A 22,869-nucleotide genomic window follows, 5' to 3' on the forward strand; every position below is an offset into this window, starting at 1 on the left:
CCGGCAGGCTGCTGCTGCTGCTGCGGCGCGGCCCAGCGTGCCGGCGGCGGTCTCGCCGCTGCGCGACGTGCGCATCTGGCGCGTCGCGCTGGGCGCGGGCGCATTGTGCGCACCGCAGATCGCCGTCATCACGTTCGGCACCGTGTTTCTGCACGACTTCGGCCGGGCCGGCGTGCTCGCGATCAGCGTAACGATGGCCGCCGTGCAAACGGGGGCCGCGATCGCGCGCGTGTGGAGCGGCACGTGGACCGACCGGCGCGGCAATCGCCGTGCGTATATGCGCGCCTGCAGTCTGCTCACCGCGGTGCTGTTCGCATCGCTCGCGCTTGCGACGGGGATCGCCGGTCTGCATCACGGCGCGCTCGCGGCACTGTTCGCGCTGATGATCGTGCTCGGTGGTGTGAGTGCGTCCGCATGGCACGGCGTCGCGTTCACCGAACTCGCGACGCTCGCCGGCACGAGCCGCGCGGGCACCGCGCTCGCGATCGGCAACACCTGTGTGTTCCTCACGCTGTTTGTGACGCCGCTCGTGATTCCGCGTCTGTTGTCCGTGGGTTCATGGCCGATGGTGTGGGCGGTCGCGAGCGCATGCGCATTGATCGCGCTGCCGGTGTTGCCGCGCGCGGCCTCGGCACGCGCGATGCCGACGGCGCGCGCCTGCGATGTCGCCGGATCGTGAGACGCCGGATCGTGAGTCGCCGGAACGCGAGTCTCACGATGCGCTTTTGAAGCGGATTCGGAACGGTCCGATTGTCGCGCGATGGTGGCGATGATCTGATAGCCGATTCGGCACGTTGGCGCGCAGCGGGAAGCGGCCCGACACGCGCGGCGCAACCAGGCGTTTGCCGCGCGAGCCCATCACCGCTACGACATGCGAGGTCCATCGTGACGACTCTCCGAATCATCCTGGCTGACGATCACCCGTTCATTCTGCTCGGCTTGCGCTCCACGCTCGCGATCCGAACGGGTGTCGCGGTCGTCGGCCAGGTGCACACTCCCGCCGCGTTGATCGCGCTGCTGCAAAGCACGCCGTGCGACGTGCTCGTGATCGATCTCTCGATGCCGGAACCCGCCGGCACGCTCGAAGACGGACTCGGCCTCGTGCAGTGCATTCGCCGCGACTGGCCGGCGCTGCGCGTGGTCGTCGCGACCGCGCAAACGGATCTCGACGTGCTGCGCGCACTCGTCTCGGATGACGCGGTGAGTGTGTTTTCCAAAGCGGACCCGCTCGACGAGCTTGCCCAGGCGATTGCGCGCAGCGCGGCCGGCGCGCGCTATCTGGGCCGCTCCGTCGTCGCGGCGCTTGGCCCCGTGCCGGACGACGGGAATGCACCGGCGTTCGCGCCCGAGTCGCAATTGTCGGGATGCCAAAGCGAAATCCTGCGCCGGCTCGTGTGCGGCGAGTCGATCGGCGAGATCGCGGTGGCGCTCGGCTGCCATCGCCGTACGGTCACGCGGCAAAAGCGCGCGGCGATGGAGCGGCTCGGCGTCGCCACCGACCCCGATCTGCTTGCGCATGTGCGCGCTCACGGCATGCCTTGCCTCGAATCGGATCAGCCGGCGTAGATGCGCGAAATCGTTCGCGCCATTTCAGAGCGTTCTTATATGTATCGCCGCCGAAATCCTCAATCATTTCGAAGATGCCGTTCACACGGAATCAGGCATCACGAAACGAACGTAAGAGGGAGCGTGAGACGATGAACTCCATTGCTGCGACAGGCATGCCGGTTCGAACCATTATCGCGGACGACCATCCGCTGGTTCTGCTGGCTATCGAGCACCTGATCGGCAACTATCCGGATCTGCAACTGGTCGGCCGCGCGGCGGACCTCAACGAGCTGTTCCGCCAGGTCGATCGCAGTCCATGCGACCTGGTGCTGATGGACCTCTACATGCCGGGCGCGTTCGACGGCGGCGGCTTTCATGCCGTCAGGCTGTTCAAGGAGCGCTACCCGAATGTCGCGCTCGTGATCCTCACGATGGAAACCGAGGCGTCGACGTTGCGCAGGCTGATGTCGCTCGGCGTCGACGGACTGCTCAGCAAGCGCGACCGGATCGATCTGATTCGCGTGGCGGTGGTGACGGCGCTCGCGCGCGAGTGCTACGTCGGGCCCGCAGTGCGCGCGCTGCTCGCCGACGTCGCCATGAGCCAGCAGCGCGACATCGTGCGCGCCACGCTGTCGCGCCGTGAACTCGAGGTGTTCACCCAATATGCGGCCGGCTCCGGCGTCACCGAGATCGCGGCGCGGCTCGGGCGCAGCGTGAAGACGATCAGCGCGCAGAAGCGCATGGCGATGCGCAAGCTGGCTCTCCATAGCGACGCGGAACTGTTCCGCTTTGCGTTCGAGCACGGCGTGGTGTCCGAGTGGCCGGGCCGGGGCTTCGAGTACGGGCCTGGCTATGGCGGCGAATATGGTCACGGATATGGCCACGAATATGTCCATGAGCATGGCCAGGTCTACGGTCGCGCCGGCGACCCCGAACCGGACTGGCAGCAGGACGAATACCCCGGCGACCGGCAGGGCGACGGGCAGGAGCGCTGAGCGGCGGCGATGTGCCGCGCAGCCGCGCGGCACTGGCATCACTATCGGCATGACCCGGGGAGCACGTTGCGTGCGGGCGTGCCGATGACAACACAACAACGGATGGCAAACAAGATCCAAATTGTCGTGGCGGACGATCACGACTGCATTCGCGCAGGCGTCAGACATCTGCTGCACACGCGACCCAATCTCGAAATCGTCGGTGAAGCGGCCGATGCCGACGCGCTCGAAAAACTGCTCGACACTTGCGCGTGCGATGTCGTCGTCTCGGACATCGGCATGCCGGGGCTCGACGGCAGTGGCAACGCCGTGCCGCTGTTGCGCCGTGTGCTGAGGCGCAAGCGGCATCCGCGCGTCGTCGTGCTGACGATGGTGAACCGCGCGCCGATGCTGATGGGCCTGCGCAGAATCGGCGTGACCGGCATCGTCGACAAACGCGATGCCGCGGCGACCTTGATCGATGCGATCGAAGCGGTCGCCGCGGGGCGGATTCATCTGTCGCAGCAGGTGCGCGCGGTGCTCGAAGCGGCGCAGCCGGACTTGCAGCTGGATTCGGGCACGCTCAGCGCGCGCGAGTGGGAAGTGTTCCAGCTCTACGCGCATGGACTCTCGGTGCATGAAATTGCCAGGCGCTTGCGGCGCAGCGGCAAGACCATCAGCACGCAGAAACGCAGCGCGATGCGCAAGCTCGGTCTCGAAACCGAAGGCGATCTCGTCAACTACGCGAGTCAGATCGGATTGATTTGACGATGTTTGACGTATGCGCGCAGCGTCTCGTGACAGCCCAATTCAGATTGCTCCTGGTTTTAAGAATATTCTGATTGGTCGTGGGTAGGCACCATTCAATAATGTCGAACCCGTCACGGTGTTATTCACGACTCGTCAAGCGTTGTGAGTAGCGCGGCGTTTATTTCGCCATCCTGATAGAAGGCGGTGAGGGATATCAATGCAGAGGTTTTCGTGCTGTCCGGCGGCGCCCTCTGCCCTGTATCGACACGAATGGGAGAGGGAATGGTCGCGCTAGGTAAGCGTCTGTGGGCCGAAAGCGTGGGCACCGCATGGCTCGTGTTCGTCGGGTGCGGGAGCGCCGTGCTCGATCCGGGCGGGGTGCTGCAAGGCAGTGGCGCGCTGGAAATGTCGCTGGCGTTCGGGCTTGCTTTTGCGACCGCGAGCTATGTGTTTCGCGAGACTTCGGGCGCGCATTTCAACCCCGCGGTCACGATCGGCTTCACGGTCGCGCAACGCTTTCCGGTGCGCGACCTGCTGCCGTATATCGCCGCGCAACTCGTGGGGGCGACGCTTGCGGCGGCTTTTCTCGTCTACGTCGCGAGCGGCCGGCCCGGCTTCGAAATCGCCGCGAGCGACTTCGCGGCGAACGGCTTCGGCGCGCATTCGCCGGCGGACTATCCCTTGCATTCGGCGCTCGTCATCGAGTTCGCGCTGTCCTTCGTGTTCGTCATCGCTTGCCTGCTCGTCGTCGACCGGAAAGAGCTGGCGCCGGTCGCGCCGCTCGTGACGGGCGCCTGTTTGATGCTTGCCTATCTCGTGTCGATTCCGGTCACCAACGGCGCGGTCAATCCGGCGCGTTCGACGGCGCAGGCGCTGTTCGTCGGCGCCTGGGCGCTTGATCAGCTCTGGTTGTTCTGGGCCGCGCCACTCTCGGGCGCGGTCGCGGCCGGCGTTCTGTTCTCGTTGATGCACGGCAACGCCGATCCGTCCGCGAAGTTGGTCGATGAGCGGGGTGACGTCGCGTGAGCGGTTGTCGAGGGCAGGCGGCGTCGTTGCGCGTGGGCTTGCGTCATGCGGTTGCGCGTTACGCGAATGTGCGCCACGTCATGCCGGCAACGTGCGGGCCGCGTCGCTCGTTGTGGCGTCTGCTCGCGTTATGCGTCGTGGCGCTGGTGCTTGCGACCGGCATCGCCAGGCCGTCTCACGCCGCGTTGCAGGCTCCTCGCGCATCGGTGTTGCCCCTCGCTTCCTTCACCACCGATTTCGCCGCGCATTCCACGAACTTGCCCGCCAGGCTGACCGTCGGAGTGCTCGCCGAAGGCTGGCCGCCGTTCGATATCGAGCAGGGCGGCCGGCTCACGGGGGTGAGCGGCGATCTGTTGCGCGCGCTTGTCGGGCCGAACGTCGTCATCGAGGCGAAGACGTTTCCCGATATGGCGCAATTGCTCGCGGCGGCGTGCGCGGGCGACGTCGATCTGCTGATGAGCGTCGCCCGCACCCCTGAGCGAGAGCGCTGCCTCAGTTTTACGGCGCCCTATTTCCGCGCGTTCGCCTCGGCGGTCGTGCGGCGCGACGACGACCGCCATACCAACCCGGCCGGACTCGCCGGCGCGCGGATTGCGATAGAGCACGGTTTCGCCCGCGAGCGTCTGCTGCACGAGGGGTTTCCGCGCGCGGCGCTCGTTCCGTTCACGACCACGCGCGAGGCACTGGCGGCGGTTCTGCGCGGCGACGCCGATCTCTACATCGGCTTCACGCCGGTCGTGCAGTTCGAACTGGCGACCGACGAGTTTCGCAGCCTGCGCGTGGCGTTCGAGCAGGGCGGCAAGGCACTCGACTTGCGCTTCGGCGTGCCGCTCGACCGTATTGCGTTGCGCGATCGTCTGAACCACGCACTTGCGTCGATGAATCCCGCCGAGGCCGCCGCGATTCGCGCGCGCTGGCTCTCCGGCAACTTCGGCGCCGCGCCCGAGCCGGCCGAGCCCGGCTTCACGCTGACGTCGCAGGAGAAGAACTGGCTGCGCTTGCTGCCGCCGTTGCAGGTCGGTTTCGACGGCGACTGGCCGCCGTTCAGCTATATCGACGACGCGGGCCGCCCCGTCGGCCTCACGGCCGACTACCTCGCCTATCTGAGCAGCACGCTGGGTGTCGTATTCAACCGCGCGCGCATGACCGACTGGCCGTCCACCGTCGAAGCGTTCCAGCGCGGCGACCTCGCGATTCTCTCGACGGCGTCGCGCCATGGCCCGCTTCTCGAAGGCGCCGAGCATAGCCGCGTCTACGAGCGCGATCCGCTCGTGATCGTCGGACGCAGCGGTGCGCCACCCGCGTGTTCGTTCGGCGATTTCGCTTCATGCCGCATCGTCATTCCCCCGCATGTGGCCGGCTCGCTGCCGCTCGCGTTCGCAGCCGTGCCGGCCGGACACATCGCCGTCGCGGCGAGTCTCGGCGATGCGTTGCGCAAGGTCGCGAGCGGCGAGGCCGACATCCTCGTCGGCAATGCGGCCGCCATCAATGCGCAACTCCAGCAGCGCTATGCGGGCGTGCTCGCGGTGCTCGGCACGCTCGGCGAAGCCGATTCGCTGTATTTCGCGGTGCGTCAGGACTTGAGCCTGCTCGTCAAACTGATCGACCGCGCATTGCAGGCGATGCCCGCTGCCGAAAAGCAGCGTATCCGGCAGAAGTGGGTGAGCCCCGTTGCCGCCAACGAAAGAGTCTGGAGCGTGACCGCAATGCGCTTGCTGCCGGTGCTGATCGGTATCGGCGTCGTGCTGCTGGTCACGTTGCGCGCCTATCTGCTGCTGCAACGCGAAGTCAGGTTGCGCAAGCAGACCGAGCGCGAACTCGCGCTGCAACTGAACTTTCAGGAGACGATGATGAAGACGGTGCCCTATCCGCTCATCGCGAAAGACCTGGATGGGCGCTATATCGCGATCAACGAGGCCTATGAAAAAGCGTGCGGGAAGCGCCGCGACGCGGTACTCGGGCGCACCACGGCGGAAGTGGGAACCTGGGGCGGCGAGAACAGCCGCAAGCTCGACGAGATGACGCGCGAGATTCTCCGCGGCGGCAGTCTCGCGAAGGTCGAACTGCAGTTCGAGGACGAGGCAGGCGAGACGCGGCACGGCTTCTTCTGGACGAGTGTTTGCCGCGGCAGCGACGGCCAGCCGGTCTGCGTGCTCGGCACGATGGTCGACGTCACCGACATCCGCCGCGCCGAAATGCTTGCGCGCGAAACCGAACGGCGCCTGTTCGACGTGACGCGCTCGTTGCCGGCCGTCGTGTTCCAGCTGCGGCGCAGTCCGGCCGGTGCGTATTCGTTTCCGTATATCGGCGGCGACACGCGGCATCTGCTCGGCGACGGCGAGGTGTCGCCGGGGCAGCATGGCTGGGGTGATTTTCAGCGTGTGTCGGCGCAAGACTGGCCGCTCGTGCTGGCCGAACTCGAGCGCTCGGCGCGGTGCGAAACGCCGGTGCACACCGAGTTTCGCCTCGATAGCGGTGGCCAGCCCAAGTGGGTGCGCGCCGAACTGGTGCCGCGCCGCGAGGCGGACGGCGGTGTCGTCTGGAGTGGCTACTGGGTCGATGCGAGCCTCGAGCACGCGCGCTCGGAGGAACTCGCGCGGGCGCGCGATCTGGCCGAGGCGGCCGCGCGCGCGAAAGACAGCTTCTTCGCGATGATGAGCCACGAAATCCGTACGCCGATGAACGGTGTGCTCGGTCTCGTCGAGGTGCTGGAGCGCACGCCGCTCAGCACGGACCAGAGCGAAATGCTCGGCATGATCCACGAGTCGGCGGGCGCGCTGCTGCAGATTCTCGACGATCTGCTCGACTATTCGAAAATCGAAGCGGGGCGGCTGACGCTCGAAGCGGAGCCGATCGATCTGCGCGAACTCGTCGATAACGCGGTCGGCCTGCTTGCGGGACGAGCCCATGAAAAAGGGCTCAAGGTGCGCGTGGAAATCGCCGCCGAGGTTGCCGCGACGTTGCGCGGCGACAGCGTGCGCCTGCGGCAGATTCTCTTCAATCTGCTCGGCAATGCGATCAAGTTCACGACGAAGGGCGAGGTCGGCGTGAGCGTGTCGGTCGCCGCGCAGGGCGGCGGGTCACGTCCATTGTCGCGCCCATTCGCGGAGACACCTGCGCAAACGCTCGAAATAAGCGTGCACGACACCGGCATCGGCATCGCGCCGGACGTGCAGGCCAGTCTGTTCGAGCCGTTCGTGCAGGCCGAATCGTCCACCACGAGGCGCTTCGGCGGCACGGGTCTGGGGCTGACGATCTGCCGCAAACTGATCGAACTGATGAACGGTACGCTTGCGCTGCGCAGCGAACCCGGTCGCGGCACGAACATGATCGTGCGGCTCACGCTACCCGTCGTCGCGCAACGCTATTCGGTCAACGGTTTGCGTGGCAAGCGCGGCGTCGTGATTGCCGGCGACCCGCGTGTCGGCCTTGCCTTGATGCATTTCGGCAAGGCGCTCGGGCTCGAGTTGCATGCCATCGTGCCCGAAGCGGCACGGTTGCGCGCGCCTGCCGCGCTGGCCGGCGTGGACCTGCTGTTCGTCGGCGAGGACGTGGTGCTGCCGGCGGCTATCGGCGCGAATACGCGCATCGTCACGCTGACCGAAAAGTCGAAGCCGACGGGCTACCGCATTCTCGACGACAAGGTGCGCGTGAGCATCAATCCGATTTCGTGGCGCGGTCTCGGCGCTGCGTGCGCCGCTGCGCTGACCGGACTCGCCGCGCTCGTGCCGCGCGCGGCCGGTGTGGCGCATGCGCCCGAAGGCGTCGCGACGCCACCCGATCGCGCGCGGGCCATCGCGAACGGAAGGCTGATCCTTGTCGCGGAAGATCACCCCGTCAATCAGGAATTGATTCGCCATCAACTGGCTTTGCTCGGGTTCGCCTGCGACGTCGTGAACGACGGCGCGGAAGCGCTCGTCGCGCTCGAACACACGCGCTATGGCTGCCTGCTCACGGATTGCCATATGCCGAATCTCTCCGGCTACGAGTTGACGCGGCGCATCCGCGAAGCGGAGGTGGCGCGCGGCGGCGCGCATCGTCTGCCGATTCTGGGCATCACGGCGAACACCGCACCCGACGACCTCGACCTGTGCCGCGAGGCCGGCATGGACGACAGCCTCATCAAGCCGACCCGGCTCGCCACCTTGCGCGACTATCTGAGCCGCTGGTTCGGCACCGACAGTGCGTGGCAGGGGCAGGCCGCGCCGGCCGACGCGGTTGTGGTCACAGGGGCGACAGCGGAAGCGGTAGAGGCCCCCGAAGGCCCGACGGTTCAACCGGGCCTTCGACGACAGGAGCCGTTCGTACCGGTCGACCTCGCACACATGATCCAGCTGTGGGGAAGCGAATCGACGGTGAAGGCGTTGCTCGACTCGTTTGTTTCGTCCACGCGCGACGATCTGCAATCGCTCGCGTTGCTGCTCGAACGTGCCGAGGTCGCGCGCGTGCGGCAATGGCTGCATCGGGTGGAGGGCGCGGCGAGCGTGTTGCAGTATCCGCCGCTGATGCAGCTGCTCGAAGCATATCGTCACGGCATTGACATAAAGACGTCCGAGCGTTTGCGCGACGAGGGTTTTGCGTTGATCCGCGAGTGCGAGGCGCTCATGGACGGGATCGAACAGCAGGCGGCGTTGCTCGCGTAGCGTTTTGTCTCGTAAAAACGCGCGAATCAAACGCTATGGACGAAAAAAAACGCGGCCGAAGCCGCGTTAAAGATTTGGAGACGTCCTTCGATGAAGGAGTCACTTCTCGCAGGCAGAAGCATAACCGCTGTAGTCTCATTTATTCATTACAAATTGCACAATTAATTGTTTGAATAAATCGCTTAAAACAGCGGTGTCGCGCATTTGAGTCCCTTTTTCAGGGCTTTTTTGTCGAACGTGTGTACGTATTGCGTACTTTTCATCGCAACGAATAACGATGAACCGCGACGAACCGGCGTCCGGCGTAGCTCGATCCGCGCTTGCCGGAACACCCGCGTACGTCCACCGAGGCCCGCCGATTTGCACTAGTATGTGGGGGCTCCGCGCGGCCCGAAACGACACCGCGGCGGCGCGTCAAAGTCCGGAGAAAACCATGATTACGCTGCGAAAATTGAATCTGGCCGTGGTGATGTGGGCGCTGGCGTCGGGTGTGGCGCTTGCGGATACGGTGGCATTGAAAGCGGACCTCGAACCGTCGAGCGAGGTGCCGCCGCGTGTGAGTCAGGGGCACGGCATGCTGAACGCGACCTTCGACACGTCGACCCAATCGCTGCAATGGACCGTCACCTATGAAGGCTTGAGCGGCCCGGCGAGCGCCGCGCATTTTCATGGTCCCGCGCCGGTCGGCCAGAACGCGAAGGTCCAGGTGCCGATCGACAAGAACGCGCTGGCGAGCCCGATCAAAGGATCGGCGAAGCTGACCGAGCAGCAGGTCACGGACCTGATGGCGGGGCAGTGGTACTTCAACGTGCACACCGCGCAGAACCCGATGGGCGAGATTCGCGGGCAGGTCCTGCCGGCCAACTAGGTCCAGCGTCGGCGCGGGCTCGCTGCGGAGGCTGCGGTCCCGGTTGCGGCTTGAGCATGAGTTCAAGCCCAAGCGCCCGGACATGGACGCTCAACGACCCAGCCCCACCAAACCTCAGCAGGCAACCCGCGATTAGAACCCGCCATCCACCGGCATCGCGGCCAACGCACGTACCATGACGGGACATCATTGAAGGAGCATGTCCCGATGAGTTGGCAAAATGCGCTCGCATGCTGGTATTTGCGCAGGCACTTCCGGCCGGAAACGCTCAAGCCGCATATCGACGTCGAACGGGCGCGCGCGCTGACCTCGAAGCGCGTCTGGACGCCTAGCGTGCCGCGCGGCTGGCATCTGCGAGAAACGTACGGCGAGCACGATGCGCCATTGCGCGGCGAATGGCTCGAGCGCGCGAACGGCACGCCGGCCGGCGCCGCGGAACCGGTCGTGCTCTACTGCCACGGCGGCGGCTACTACTTCTGCTCGCCGGACACGCATCGCTCGCTGACGTTCGCGCTCGCGCCGCGCGTCAACGCGCGGCTCTTTTCCCTCGATTATCGTCTCGCGCCCGAGCATCGCTTCCCGGCCGCGCTCGACGACGCGATCGCCGCCTATCGCCAGTTGCTCGTCATGGGTATCGCGCCCAGCTCGATCGTGATTGCCGGCGATTCAGCCGGTGGTGGCCTCGCGCTCGCCACGCTGGTCGCATTGCGCGACGCCGGCGACCCGCTGCCCGCGGGCGGACTGCTGTTCTCGCCGTGGACCGATCTCGCGACGACCGGCGCGAGCCTTCTCGACAACGACAGCGCCGACCCGATGTTCTGCGGCGCGTCGATCGCGCGCGCGGCGAGCGTCTATCTCGGCGATGCGCCGGCCACGCATCCGTATGCGTCGCCGCTCTATGCGGACCTGCGCGGTCTGCCGCCGCTCTACATGATGGTGGGCAGCACCGAAGTGCTGCTCGACGACGCGCGGCGCGTCGCCGACAAGGCGCGCGCGGCCGGCGTCGATTGCGAATGCGAGGTGTGGAAGAACGTGCCGCACGTCTGGCCGATGTTCGCGCCGTTCATGCCCGAGGCGAACCGTGCGCTCGACCGCGCGGCCGCGTTCGTGCGGCGCGCGACGAGCCGCGCCGCGAGCGCCGCCCGCGCCGCCGATGCCGCTCAGTTATCGGGCGTGACGTCGAGCGTCTGATACGCGGCCTCGATCGCTGCCTGGCCATACTCGCGTTCGAGCCGCCGCACCGTGAAGTGCCCGTGCGCGACCTGCTGGAAGTGGTCGATAAACACCGTATTGACCATCGCGCCGAGCACCGCGCCGATCGCCGGAATCGACTTCGCGGCGATCTGTTCGCTGACCTGCACCGAGAAGCGCGCGGCGATCGCGTTGAGCAGCCGCAGCAGCGCCGCCGAGCCGTGCGTCGTGAAGCCCTTGCTCGCGATTTCCGACGACGCCTTCGACACCGCCTGCGCGAGCGCGCCGCGCATGAAGAAGTAGCCGAGGTCGGCGTCGTCGTCCTCGCTCGACGTGCCGCCCATGCCGAGCACCGTCAGGCATTGCAGTTGCGTTTCGATCGAGCTCAGGTCTTCGCCCTCGCTGCGCGCGATATCGCAGATCGAGCGGAACATCAGCGTGGTCGTGACCGGCAGCTCGACCGGCAGCGCGACGAGGCCGAACGCGCCGCCGGCCGCGCCGGTGGTCGCCACCGCGAACTTGTGCAGCAGATTGTTCGGCTTGTCGGGCGCGAGCAGCTTGGCCGCGTCGCGCCGGCCGAGCGTGCGCAGCGCGATCGACAGACATTTGCGCAGCGCGGCCTGGGTCGCATCGGCGACCTTTTCGTTGGCGAACGCCGGAATGCGCGAGAGCAGCTTCTCGATCGGCGCGCCGACGATGCTCGCGAGCTTCATCGCGAGTGCGGGGCTTTCGAGCTGATGTTTCGCGCGCCGCAGCGCGCTCAGGTCCTGCTCCGATAAAGACGGTGTTGCGAGCGAACTCGGCTGCATGAGCCTCCCTGGCGTGGTCGTGTTCATGTTCATGGATCCGATGGGTCGGCTTGCCGGTGTGAGGTGTTGCGCCGGCACGTCACGCTTAGAGCCCCTGGCCGTGGTATGATTCCCCATTCTTTGACAAGTCAACTTTTGCTCTATCAAAAATGGCTGTCCATACCGCCGCCCACCATTCGAGTGGGCAAGTTTTACCGTTCCGTGAATCCCTGCTGGCGATGCTCGGCATTTCCTTCGTCACGATGCTGGTCGCACTCGACCAGACCGTGGTCGGCACCGCGCTGCCCACCATCGTGTCCGAGCTCCGGGGCTTCGAGCTATACGCGTGGGTCGCTACCTCGTATCTGCTGACCTCGGTCATCACCGTGCCGATTTTCGGGCGCCTCGGCGATTACTACGGGCGCAAGCCGTTCGTGATCGCGTCGATCGTCGTGTTCACCGGCGCGTCGGTGCTGTGCGGCGCCGCCAACAGCATGCTGTTTCTCGTGCTCGCGCGCGGCCTGCAAGGCATCGGCGGCGGCATGCTGGTCGGCACCGCGTTCGCGTGCATTCCCGATCTGTTTCCCGACTCGGTCGTGCGGCTGCGCTGGCAGGTGCTGATGAGTTCGGCGTTCGGCATCGCCAACGCGGTCGGGCCGTCGCTCGGCGGCTTTCTTACGCAGTACTACGGCTGGCGCTCGGTTTTCTATGTGAATCTGCCGGTCGGGCTGCTGTCGTTGTTTTTCGTGTGGCGGTTCCTGCCGCATCTGCGGCAGGTCGAGCACGAGGGCAAGATGCGGCTCGACTGGCCCGGCGCGGTGCTGATCGCGGTCTCGCTCGGCTCGTTGCAACTGTTCGTCGAATTGCTGCCGAAGCATGGCGTCACGCTGAGCGCGTTCGCGCTGCTCGCGCTGAGCATCGCCTCGGCGGTGGGATTGTGGCAGTGGGAAAAGCGCTGCCCGACCGCGATCCTGCCGGTCGACATGTTCCGTAACCGCAGCCTGTCCGCGCTCTTTACGCTGGCGGTGCTCGGCGGCTTCTCGATGTTCTCGCTGCTGTTCTACGCGCCACTGCTGTTCCAGGGCGGTTTCGGGATGTCGCCGAAAGACGCGGGGCTGGTTATCACGCCGCTCGTCGTGTTCATCACGATCGGCAGTATTGCGAACGGGCGGGTCGTGTCGCGCGTGAAGAATCCGAACCTGATGCTGTACGTCGGCTTCGCGCTGGTTGCGGTGGCCTGCCTCGGCGTCGTCGTCGCGACCCGTTCGATGCCGCAGTGGGCGCTGATGTCGTTCATGGTCGCGGGCGGCCTCGGGCTCGGCTTCGTGATGCCGAACCTGACGATCTTCGCGCAGCAGACAGCCGGCCGCGAGCACCTCGGTATCGCAACGGCGCTGCTGCAGTCGCTGCGGATGATCGGCGGGATGATCGGCACGGCGCTGACCGGCACGCTCGTCACCCACATGTACAAGAGTGGCGTGCGCAGCGCGCTCGACAGCGCGGGCGCGTCGCACTGGTTCGGCGATCTCGGCGATCCGCAGATTCTCATCAACCGCGAGGCGCAGACCACGCTCGTCGCCCAGTTGACGCACGCGGGCCACAACGGCGCGGTGCTGCTCGAAGGCGCGCGCGAGGCGCTGGTCTCGGCGATCCATCTGGGTCTCGCGATGGCCGCAGTGATTGCCGTGGTGTCGGTGTGGCAAAGCCGCCGCGTGCCGCCGATCAAGCTGCAGCGCAAGCTCGAGCCCGTGATGCACGTGGACTGATTTTTGGACTTGGCGTTTGACGGACAGACTATGGAAGAACAGGACCGCGTCGCCGTGATGCAGCAATTCGGCCGCACGTATCGGACGTTCATGTCCGCTTTCGAGGCGCAGGTGGGGCATCCGTTGCCGCGCTGGCGTATTCTGCTCGCGCTGCACGAGCAGGCCGGCGAGTCGTCGCAGAAGCGGCTCGTCGAGCGGCTGCGCGTCGATCCGGGCGCGCTCACGCGGCAGTTGAAGGTGCTCGAAGGGATGGGCTGGATCGCGCGCAGCATGGATACGCGCGACAACCGCGTGACCAACGTGCGCCTGACCGACGCGGGGCAGGCCGCGACCGAGGCGAGCCTGCCGCGCCGCAATGCGTTTCTGCACGACACGATGGCGGGGTTGCCGGACGATGCGCTCGGGGCGCTGTCGAGCGCGTTGAAGATACTGGAGACGCGCATCGGCGAAGTAGCAGCCGCACCGGGCATGGCGGACGCTACTGTCGCGGCGGTGCCGGAAACGGCCGGCGACGAGGCGGCGCAGCGTATCTGAAGCGCGCCGCGCGTTCACAGGTTCACCACGCGTTCGCCGTGCAATAAAAAAGGCTGTGGACCTCAGGGTCCACAGCCTTCGTTTTTTGGGCCGTCGCCGCAAGCAACGGCGCCGCGCGCTCGAATTCAAATCAGAAGAACGTTTCGATTACTTCCTTCACGCGATACTGCGGATCGACGACGAGCACCTGACGCCACTTGTCGAACGTCAGGCATGGGTGCGAAATGTCGAACGCGATCATGTCGCCGACTTTCAGATCGGCGCCGGCGGGAATCCGCAGATACGCGTGCTGGTCCATCATGCCGAAGATTTCCCAGCCTTCGCTCGCGGCGATGTCGCGCGGCGCCTCGCTGCCCGGGCGATAGTGGCGCGCCGGTTCCGGCATGCCCGCGTCGAACGCCGAGTCGCGCTTGCCGAGACCGATGATCGCGCGATCGGGCTCGGGAATCGACTGCACGTAAGCCCACAGTTGCAGCGCCGGCAGCAGCCCTTCGCCCATTTTCTTCGCGACCGGATTGCGCGCGAAGATGTCGGTCTGCGCCTTGCGGTAGACGCCGACGTCATGCGTCAGATAGCAGCCGGGACGCAGCACGACCTCGACCTTGCCCGATTCGGTGGCTTGCGCGAACTCTTCGGCGACCACGTCGTACCACGCCGACCCCGCGCCTGACAGCACCGCCGGCGCGCGCGCGAAACGGTCCTGTGCGACGAGCTCGCGCGTGACGGCAACTGCGCCTTGCAGGAACGCGCGCACTTCATGCTCTTCCTTCAGCACGCCTTCGTACAGTTCGACGCCCGCGAGCTTCAGCACGTCCGGATAGCGCGCGATCGCATCGAGCACCGCGTTGCGCTGCGCTTCATCGCGCACGCCGGTGCGTCCGCCCGGCACGCCGAGTTCGAGCAGCACCTGCAGCGGCTTCTTCACCGACGTGAAGAATTCGCCGAGCTGCTCGACGCCTTCGGCCGAATCGACGAGACAGAAGAATTCGAAATCCGGATTGCTGAGCAATTCGGCGATCATCATCATGTTGTGACGGCCGACCAGCTGATTCGCCATCAGCACGCGCGACACGCCGCCGTGGTAGGCGGCGCGCACCTGGTGGGCGGTGGCGAGCGTGATGCCCCATGCGCCGGTTTCGAGCTGGCGGCGAAACAGTTGCGGCGCCATCGTGGTCTTGCCGTGCGGCGCGAGCTTGACGCCGTATTCGGCGACGAACGCCTGCATCCACTTCAGGTTGTGTTCGACGCAATCGGCATACAGCACGGCGGCCGGCAGGCTCACGTCCTCGTCGAGCAGATTCCATTCGAGGCGCGCGGCGTCCGTGAGCTGGATGCTGGTGCCCGGAACGATGCCCAAGCCCTTGCTATAAGGATCTATCGTCGCGCCTTGATAGTTTGTAACTTTCATGTCTCCGTGCTCCATCGGCCAGTTAAATTGAAACGGGTTTGACTTTAGTATGTTACCGAAAGTACGATGTCCGGAGAAATGTTATTTAGTACCACGCGAGTGCCACGCTCACGCCGGCCGCCGGAAAGGCCCGCGCAGGACGTGCCGCGAACCCCACTGCCCGCCATGAACAGTAGCGCCGAACCGCTCGCTTTCGACATCGTCGCGCGCATCGCCGAATGCGCGCCGGAGTTGCGCTCGGCCGAACGCAAGGTCGCCGCGCTGATTCTCGACGATCTGACCGGCGCGTCGCGCGCGAGCATCGGCGCACTCGCGCAGCAGGCCGAGGTCAGCGTCGCGACCGTCACGCGCTTCGCCAAGGCGGTCGGCTGCCGAGACGTGCGCGAACTGAAGCTGCGGCTCGCGCAGGCGGCCGCGGTCGGTCAGCGCTTCCTGCAAGCGGGGGCCACCGGCGATGCCCCCGAGCCGATCGCCACGCGCGTCTTCGACGAACTGCAAACGGCGCTCGCGCACAATCATCAGTTGCTGCGCCAGGCGCCGCTCGCCGAAGCGGCGGCCGCGCTGCGCGACGCGCGCATGATCTACGTGTTCGGCATGGGCGGCGGCTCGACCGCGCTCGCCGACGAAATGCGTTTCCGCCTCGTGCGCCTCGGCCGGCCGGTCGCGACCTATCAGGACGGGCTGTTGCAGCGCATGGTCGCGAGCACGGTGTCGCGCGAGTGCGTGGTGATCGCGCTGTCCACCACGGGGCGCGTGCCGGAGGTGGTCGAGAACTGCCGGATTGCGCGCAGCTACGGCGCGACCGTGATCGCGCTGACCGCGCCCGCGTCGCCGCTCGCGAAGCTCGCCGACTGGCTGATTCCGATCGTCGCGTTCGAAACCGACTTTATTTACAAGCCGTCGTCATCCCGTTACGCGATGATGATGGCGCTCGATGTGCTCGTCACCGAACTTGCCGTCAGTCAGGGCGACGAGAGCCGGGAACTGCTGCGCCGCATGAAGCACGCGCTCGACGCGCACCGCGGCGGCGGCGATCGACAACCCTTAGGGGACTGATAGGAGACTGATCCATGCATTCGCACCCCGAAGCCGCCGACACGCTGATCGTCGGCGCGCAACTGTACGACGGCACGGGCGCGCCGCCCGTCGAGCGCGACGTGGCGATCCGCGACGGGCGCATCGCCGCGATCGGCAATCTGTCGAACTGGCTCGCCGAAGAGGTGATCGAGGCCGACGGCCGGGCGCTCGCGCCGGGCTTCATCGACGTGCATACGCATGACGACACGCACGTGATTCGCTCGCCGCAGATGCTGCCGAAGATCACCCAGGGCGTGACGACGGTGATCGTCGGCAATTGCGGGATCAGCGCGTCGCCGGTGTCGCTGAAGGGCGATCCGCCCGACCCGATGAACCTGCTCGGCGAGCGCGACGCGTTCCAGTACCCGACCTTCGCCGACTACGTAAGCGCGGTGAACGCCGCGCGGCCGGCCGTGAACGTCGGCGCGCTGATCGGCCACACGGCGCTGCGCAACAACCAGATGGACCGGCTCGATCGCGCGGCGACGCGAGAGGAAATCGAAGGCATGCGCGCGCAGCTCGAGGAAGCGCTCGCGCATGGCGCGCTCGGCTTGAGTTCGGGGCTTGCGTACGGTTCGGCGTTCGCCGCGCCGACCGAGGAAGTGATGGCGCTCGCCGAACCGCTCGCCGCGGCGGGCGCGCTCTACACGACGCATATGCGCACCGAGTTCGACGCGATTCTCGACGCGATGGACGAGGCTTACCGCGTCGGCCGCCATGCGCGCGTGCCGGTCATCATTTCGCATCTGAAGTGCGCGGGGCCGTCGAACTGGGGGCGCAGCGTCGAGGTGTTGAAGTCGCTCGAAGGCGCGCGCGGCCGGCAACTGGTCGGCTGCGACTGCTATCCGTACAACCGCAGTTCGTCGACGCTCGATCTGAAGCAGGTCACGGGCGATATCGACATCACGATCACGTGGTCCGAGCCGCATCCGGAGATGGCCGGCAAGCTCATCAAGGAAGTCGCGGCAGAGTGGGGCGTCTCGCAGCAGGAAGCGGGCAAGCGCCTGCAACCGGCGGGCGCGGTCTATCACAACATGTCCGAAGACGACGTGCGGCGCATCCTCTCGCATCCGGCGACGATGGTCGGCTCGGACGGCCTGCCGAACGATCCGCTGCCGCATCCGCGGCTGTGGGGCGCGTTTCCGCGCGTGCTCGGCCACTATGCGCGCGATGCCGCGCTGCTGCCGCTCGAAGAAGCGGTACGCAAGATGACGAGCCTGTCCGCGCGCCGCTTCGGTCTCGCGGAACGCGGCGAAGTACATGTCGGCTATCACGCCGACCTCGTGCTGTTCGACCCGGCGAAAGTGCAGGACACGGCGACGTTCGAGCAGCCGCAGCAGGCGGCCGCCGGTATCGACGCGGTGTGGGTCAACGGCGTGCTGTCGTATCGCGACGGCGCGGCGACGGGCGAGCGGGCCGGCCGGTTCGTCACGCGCGGCGCGCCGTCGCAGGGCGATGCGCAGGGCGCGTTCTAAATTTTTCGATTGATGGCGGCATGCGCAGCGAGGGCGCCGCGCATGCCCGACTTTTTTTAAGGAGTATGATGATGAAGCGATATGGCGTGGAAGGCGGAAAAGGAACGGGTGGTCAGCATATGCCGTTCGCCCGTGCGGTCGAAGCGGACGGGTGGCTGTTCGTATCGGGGCAGACGCCGATGGAAAACGGCGAGGTGATCAACGGCGGCATCGTCGAGCAATCGCACAAGGCGATCCAGAACGTGTTCGCCATCCTCGAGGAAGCGGGTTACGGTGCCGAGCACGTCGTGCGTTGCGGCGTGTGGCTCGACGATCCGCGCGACTTCGCTTCGTTCAACAAGGTGTTTCGCGAGTACTTCGGCGAGAATCCGCCGGCGCGTGCGTGCGTGGTGTCGTCGATGGTGATCGACTGCAAGGTCGAGGTGGATTGCGTGGCTTATAAGAAGCCGGCGGCCTGATCTGGCACCCGACTGAAGGCCTCAAATATGACGAGGGCGCGGCAGGCTGTGATGGCGCTGCTGCGCCCTCGTCGCGTTGACCTGCCGCCGCGTTTTGCCGTGCGCGCGCGTTGGCGTTATTGCCGCGCGAGCCGCATGTTGTCCGGCATCGGCAGGTTGTAGTTGGTGCGGAACGGGTTGATGTCGAGCCCGCCGCGCCGCGTATAGCGCGCATACACCGCGAGCTTCAGCGGTTTGCACATCTTCATGATGTCGACGAAGATCCGCTCGACGCACTGCTCGTGAAAGCCCGTGTGATTGCGGTACGAAATGATGTAGCGCAACAGGCTCGCATGATCGATCTGCGGGCCGGCGTAGTGAATCTGCACGCTGCCCCAGTCGGGCTGGCCGGTCACCGGGCAGTTCGACTTCAGCAGGTTCGAGAACAGCGTTTCCTCGACCGGCGCCTCGTCGTGCGCCGCGCTCAACAGCGACGCGTCCGGCTGATAGACGCTCGCTTCGAGATCGAGCCGATCGAGCGACAGGCCGTCGAATTCTTCCATTTTCAGCTTGCCGAATTCGTGCGGCGTGTGCAGATGCACCGACACCGTCGCGCCGCACGATGCGGACACGTCGCGCCTGATCGTGTCGCGCACACTTTCGGCCGAGTCGAACGCGGTCTGCGCGAACGAGCCGAGATAGAGCTTGAACGATTTCGACTCGACGATGTTCGGCGAGTCGGCCGGCACGAAGAACGTCGCGACCGCGATCTGCGGCTTGCCGCGTGTGTTGAGCCACGACAGCTCGTAGGCGTTCCAGATGTCGGTGCCGAAAAACGGCAGTCGCGCGGTAATGCCGATCGCCTCGCGCGCATGGCTGCGCGCAATCGGAAACAGCAGCGTCGGATCGTATTGTTCGGTGTAAGTCGAGGACTTGCCGAGCGGAGATTGTTCGGGTGTCATGATGCGTTCACGATGCCACTCATCACATGCCCGGTCGCCGTTACGACGCGGGCCGATTCGCAGTGGCCGATCTGGTCGTCGAAGAAAAAGTCGGGCTCGAATTCGCGCAGGAAGGCGCTTTTATCGAGGCCGCCGAGGAACATCGCTTCGTCGATTTCGATGTTCCATGCCATCAGGGTGCGGATCGCGCGCTCGTGCGCGGGCGCCGAGCGCGCCGTGACCAGCGCCGTGCGAATACGCATCGGCGCGGCCGCGTCCGCGAGTTTCTGCAGCCGGTGTAGCGCTTCGAGCAGCGGCTTGAGCGGACCGTCCGCGAGCGGCAGGTGCTTGTTGTCGATCTCGTGACCGACGAATGCGCGCAGGCCGTCCTGCTGGAAGATGCGCTCGGCCTCGTCGGAAAACAGCACCGCGTCGCCGTCGAACGCAATGCGGATTTCATCCGGGTACTTGCTCGCCATTTTCGCCGATTCCGGCAACACGCGCGCGGCCGGAAAACCCGCGGCGAGCGCATCGCGCACGTCCTGCTGATTCGCCGACAGGAACAGCGACGCGTTCAGCGGCTTCAGATAACCGAACGGCGCGCGCCCGCGCGTAAACACGCCGCGCTCGATCGCGAGCCCATGTTCGCGGCAGGAGTGAAACGCGCGCAGTCCGCTGATCGGATCGCTGCGCGACAGGATCACGACTTCGACGCGATGGCCGCCCGCGTTCAACGCGAGCAGCTTGCGGATCAGCGGAAACGCCACGCCCGGTTTAGCGGGCACGTTCAGGCGCTCGCGCTGCAATGCTTCGTAGGCCCTCAGGTCGCCGGCCTCGTAGACGTGGTTCTCTTCCTCGAAGTCGAACAGCGCGCGCGACGAGATGGCGACCACGAGTTTGTCGGCGAGTGACAGCGCCATCGGTGCGTTCCGGTTCAGAGAGGTCAGGCGAGGAAGAGGCGATAGACCGGGTTTTTCGTTTCTTCCCAGCACGGATAGCCGAGCGTTTCGATGAAGCGCTCGAACGCGGCGTGGTCGCTCTCGGGCACCTGGATACCGACCAGGATCGAGCTGTAGTCCGCGCCCTGGTTGCGATAGTGGAACAGGCTGATGTTCCAGTTCGGCGCCATCGACGAGAGGAATTTCATCAGCGCGCCCGGGCGCTCCGGGAATTCGAAGCGGAACAGGCGCTCGTCGAGCGCGAGCGGCGAGCGGCCGCCCACCATGTAGCGGATATGCTGCTTCGAGAGTTCGTCGAGCGTGAGGTCGACGGTGGCGAAACTGTGGGCTTCGAACGCGCCCGCGATCTGCGCCGACTCGCTGCGGTTGCGGATCTGCACGCCGACGAAGATGTGCGCCGAATTGGCATCCGCGATCCGGTAGTTGAATTCGGTGACGCTGCGCGTGCCGACCAGTTCGCAGAAGCGTTTGAAGCTGCCGCGTTCTTCGGGGATCGTTACGGCGAACACTGCTTCGCGCGCTTCACCGACTTCCGCGCGCTCGGCGACGAAGCGCATACGGTCGAAGTTCATGTTCGCGCCCGAGGTGATCGCGATCAGCGTCTGGTTCTCGATGCCCTCCCGTTCGGCATACTGCTTGGCACCGGCCACCGCCAAGGAACCGGCCGGTTCGAGCACGCTGCGCGTGTCCTGGAACACGTCCTTGATCGCCGCGCACAGTGCATCGGTATTCACGAGCAGCACTTCGTCGAGATACTCGCTGCACAGGCGGAAGGTTTCCTCGCCGACGAGCTTGACCGCCGTGCCATCGGAGAACAGGCCCACTTCGTTCAGCGTCACGCGCTCGCCCGCTTTCAACGACGCCGCCATCGCACATGAATCGTCGGTCTGCACGCCGATCACCTTGATCTCGGGGCGCACCGATTTCACGTACGCCGCCACACCGGCCGCGAGCCCACCGCCGCCGATCGGCACGAAGATCGCGTGGATCGGGCCCTGGTGCTGGCTCAGGATTTCCATCGCCACGGTGCCCTGGCCCGCGATCACATACGGGTCATCGAACGGATGCACGAAGGTCAGGCCACGCTCTTCCTGCAGTTTGACCGCGTGACCATACGCATCGCTATACGACTCGCCGGACTGCACGACCTCGACGGTCGGGCCGCCATGCGTGCGGATCGCGTCGACCTTCACCTGCGGCGTCGTGACCGGCACCACGATGATTGCCTTCACGCCCATGCGTGCCGCCGACAACGCCACGCCCTGTGCATGATTGCCCGCCGACGCGGTAATCACGCCGCGTTGCAGCGCTTCGGCCGGAATATGCGCCATCTTGTTGTATGCGCCGCGCAGCTTGAACGAGAACACCGGCTGGTTGTCCTCGCGTTTCAGATAGACCGGATTGCGCAGCCGCGCCGACAGGTTCGGCGCGTGTTCGAGTTCAGTCTCGCGCGCCACGTCGTAGACGCGCGCGGTCAGGGTCTTTTTCAGGTAGTCGTGGGAAGCCATGCGGGTGGCGCGGTGCGCTGTGTCAGACGGGAAAACGTCAATGATAGCGCCAACGGTGTTTGCTCTGGCCTTTCCGCGTGCCGCGCCGCCGCGCGGCCGTGACCATCCGGCAACTTGGCCGCAAGCGGTATCGAGGCCGCACGCATCGGGTTCGCCAACCGTCCGGTCGGTAAGTCAACCGCGTGTGAAACGCCCGCCGATTCGCCTCGAAAACGCCCGGGCCGCCGCCATCGCCCCGACTTCCACCGTCAACGCATGGCGGCATCATGCGGTAGAATTCCGGTTTGGAATAAGGATCGGAAGATGCACTGGCAGCCTCGGATCGCCCACTTGATGCCCGTCCCGCGCGAGTCTTGTCCCGCGGCGGAGCGTCACGTCCGCCACGCACGATCGTGTAGCTGTATCTGAGTGCCGCGAAGCGACTGGCGTGGGTAGGCCGCCGGTCGTGCTCGCTCCCCTTCCCCTAGAAAGAAGATTTCCAGGCATTGCGCCCCACGCGCACCGTCAGCCGACGCCTCGTCATTACGAGCGCGCCCGGTTGATCTACCGAGTCGTCCAAACATGAACGCACCTCAAGTTTTCGATCCGCACGGCGCCGCCGCTGCGGTGGCTGCCGATCCCGAAGCGCGTCTGCGCGAAATTCCCTATAACTACACGTCGTTCTCCGATCGCGAAATCGTCATCCGCCTGCTCGGCAACGATGCGTGGGACGCGCTCGCCGAACTGCGCGCCGAACGCCGCACCGGCCGCTCGGCGCGCATGCTCTACGAAGTGCTCGGCGACATCTGGGTCGTGCGCCGCAATCCGTATCTGCAGGACGATCTGCTCGACAACCCGAAGCGCCGCGCACTGCTGATCGAGGCGCTCAATCACCGCCTCGCCGAAATCGAGAAGCGCCGCCGCGCCGATCTGCGCGACCATGGCGACGAAGCCGGCGTCGAGCGCGCCGCGCGCGTCGAAACACTCGTGCAGGCCG

The 22,869-nt window shown here is 65.9% G+C and carries 17 protein-coding genes and 2 pseudogenes; 14 read left to right on the forward strand and 5 right to left on the reverse strand.

The window, feature by feature from the left end; genetic code table 11:
* The 8 genes and pseudogenes from G3N58_RS30000 to G3N58_RS30035 form a co-directional block, all read left to right on the forward strand.
* Positions 1–679: pseudogene (locus tag G3N58_RS30000) on the forward strand (MFS transporter); the annotation flags it as partial.
* A 206-nt stretch (positions 680–885) separates the two neighbouring features.
* A complete protein-coding gene (locus G3N58_RS30005) occupies positions 886–1,566 on the forward strand; it encodes a response regulator transcription factor (protein WP_206001005.1) in 681 nt (226 codons plus the stop codon).
* Between the two features lie 131 nt (positions 1,567–1,697).
* A pseudogene (locus tag G3N58_RS30010) lies at positions 1,698–2,360 on the forward strand (response regulator transcription factor); the annotation flags it as partial.
* A 285-nt stretch (positions 2,361–2,645) separates the two neighbouring features.
* Positions 2,646–3,290, forward strand: a complete 645-nt coding sequence (locus tag G3N58_RS30015; RefSeq protein ID WP_167049741.1) for a response regulator transcription factor — start codon at positions 2,646–2,648, stop codon at positions 3,288–3,290.
* Positions 3,291–3,554: 264 nt separating this feature from the next.
* Entirely contained in the window at positions 3,555–4,298 is a 744-nt protein-coding gene (gene aqpZ, locus G3N58_RS30020; protein WP_206001007.1) for an aquaporin Z, read from the forward strand.
* An 80-nt stretch (positions 4,299–4,378) separates the two neighbouring features.
* Positions 4,379–8,941, forward strand: coding sequence for a transporter substrate-binding domain-containing protein (locus tag G3N58_RS30025; protein ID WP_206001012.1), 4,563 nt, complete (start codon positions 4,379–4,381; stop codon positions 8,939–8,941).
* Between the two features lie 433 nt (positions 8,942–9,374).
* Positions 9,375–9,809: a CHRD domain-containing protein gene (locus G3N58_RS30030; RefSeq protein WP_167049745.1), complete on the forward strand. Its 435-nt coding sequence runs from the start codon at positions 9,375–9,377 to the stop codon at positions 9,807–9,809.
* Between the two features lie 207 nt (positions 9,810–10,016).
* Positions 10,017–11,000 carry an alpha/beta hydrolase gene (locus G3N58_RS30035; protein WP_206001008.1) on the forward strand — a complete coding sequence of 328 codons (984 nt, stop codon included), beginning with the start codon at positions 10,017–10,019 and terminating at the stop codon, positions 10,998–11,000.
* On the opposite strand, the gene G3N58_RS30040 is transcribed toward G3N58_RS30035, so the two are convergent.
* The gene (locus tag G3N58_RS30040) at positions 10,970–11,809 is read right to left on the reverse strand and encodes an EcsC family protein (protein WP_167049767.1); all 840 of its coding nucleotides are present in this window, start codon (positions 11,807–11,809) and stop codon (positions 10,970–10,972) included. The two genes, G3N58_RS30035 and G3N58_RS30040, sit on opposite strands and share 31 nt — an antisense overlap.
* A 149-nt stretch (positions 11,810–11,958) precedes the next feature.
* Here G3N58_RS30040 and G3N58_RS30045 point away from each other — a divergent pair, with 149 nt between their 5' ends.
* Complete coding sequence (locus G3N58_RS30045) at positions 11,959–13,554, forward strand: MDR family MFS transporter (protein ID WP_167049749.1); 1,596 nt, start codon at positions 11,959–11,961, stop codon at positions 13,552–13,554.
* Between the two features lie 30 nt (positions 13,555–13,584).
* Positions 13,585–14,088 carry a MarR family transcriptional regulator gene (locus tag G3N58_RS30050; protein WP_167049751.1) on the forward strand — a complete coding sequence of 168 codons (504 nt, stop codon included), beginning with the start codon at positions 13,585–13,587 and terminating at the stop codon, positions 14,086–14,088.
* A 130-nt stretch (positions 14,089–14,218) separates the two neighbouring features.
* Here the strand turns inward: G3N58_RS30050 and G3N58_RS30055 are convergent, their stop codons facing one another.
* On the reverse strand, positions 14,219–15,496 hold the full coding sequence (locus G3N58_RS30055; protein ID WP_206001009.1) for an amino acid deaminase: 1,278 nt from the start codon (positions 15,494–15,496) through the stop codon (positions 14,219–14,221).
* Between the two features lie 165 nt (positions 15,497–15,661).
* Between G3N58_RS30055 and G3N58_RS30060 the strand changes: the two genes are divergently transcribed.
* From G3N58_RS30060 to G3N58_RS30070, 3 genes are all read left to right on the forward strand, one after another.
* Positions 15,662–16,552, forward strand: a complete 891-nt coding sequence (locus G3N58_RS30060) for a MurR/RpiR family transcriptional regulator (protein ID WP_167049755.1) — start codon at positions 15,662–15,664, stop codon at positions 16,550–16,552.
* A gap of 14 nt (positions 16,553–16,566) precedes the next feature.
* Entirely contained in the window at positions 16,567–18,048 is a 1,482-nt protein-coding gene (locus G3N58_RS30065) for a D-aminoacylase (protein WP_167049757.1), read from the forward strand.
* A 71-nt stretch (positions 18,049–18,119) separates the two neighbouring features.
* Positions 18,120–18,506 carry a RidA family protein gene (locus G3N58_RS30070; protein ID WP_167049759.1) on the forward strand — a complete coding sequence of 129 codons (387 nt, stop codon included), beginning with the start codon at positions 18,120–18,122 and terminating at the stop codon, positions 18,504–18,506.
* A gap of 116 nt (positions 18,507–18,622) precedes the next feature.
* Here G3N58_RS30070 and queF read toward each other — a convergent pair whose 3' ends face one another.
* From queF to ilvA, 3 genes are read right to left on the reverse strand one after another with little or no spacing between them, the layout of a single operon-like run.
* The gene (queF, locus tag G3N58_RS30075) at positions 18,623–19,447 is read right to left on the reverse strand and encodes an NADPH-dependent 7-cyano-7-deazaguanine reductase QueF (protein WP_167049761.1); all 825 of its coding nucleotides are present in this window, start codon (positions 19,445–19,447) and stop codon (positions 18,623–18,625) included.
* Positions 19,444–20,346 (reverse strand): 5'-nucleotidase, encoded by a 903-nt coding sequence (locus G3N58_RS30080; RefSeq protein ID WP_206001010.1) that lies wholly within the window; start codon positions 20,344–20,346, stop codon positions 19,444–19,446. The genes queF and G3N58_RS30080 overlap by 4 nt, the downstream gene beginning before the upstream one ends.
* Positions 20,347–20,369: 23 nt before the next feature.
* A complete protein-coding gene (gene ilvA, locus G3N58_RS30085; RefSeq protein WP_346778305.1) occupies positions 20,370–21,935 on the reverse strand; it encodes a threonine ammonia-lyase, biosynthetic in 1,566 nt (521 codons plus the stop codon).
* A 519-nt stretch (positions 21,936–22,454) separates the two neighbouring features.
* On the opposite strand from ilvA, the gene G3N58_RS30090 reads away from it, so the two are divergent.
* A partial coding sequence (locus tag G3N58_RS30090) for a DUF3683 domain-containing protein (protein ID WP_206001011.1) occupies positions 22,455–22,869 on the forward strand: 415 nt, incomplete at its 3' end.

The sequence above is a fragment of the Paraburkholderia sp. Ac-20342 genome, assembly GCF_017104985.1.
Taxonomy (GTDB): Bacteria; Pseudomonadota; Gammaproteobacteria; order Burkholderiales; family Burkholderiaceae; genus Paraburkholderia.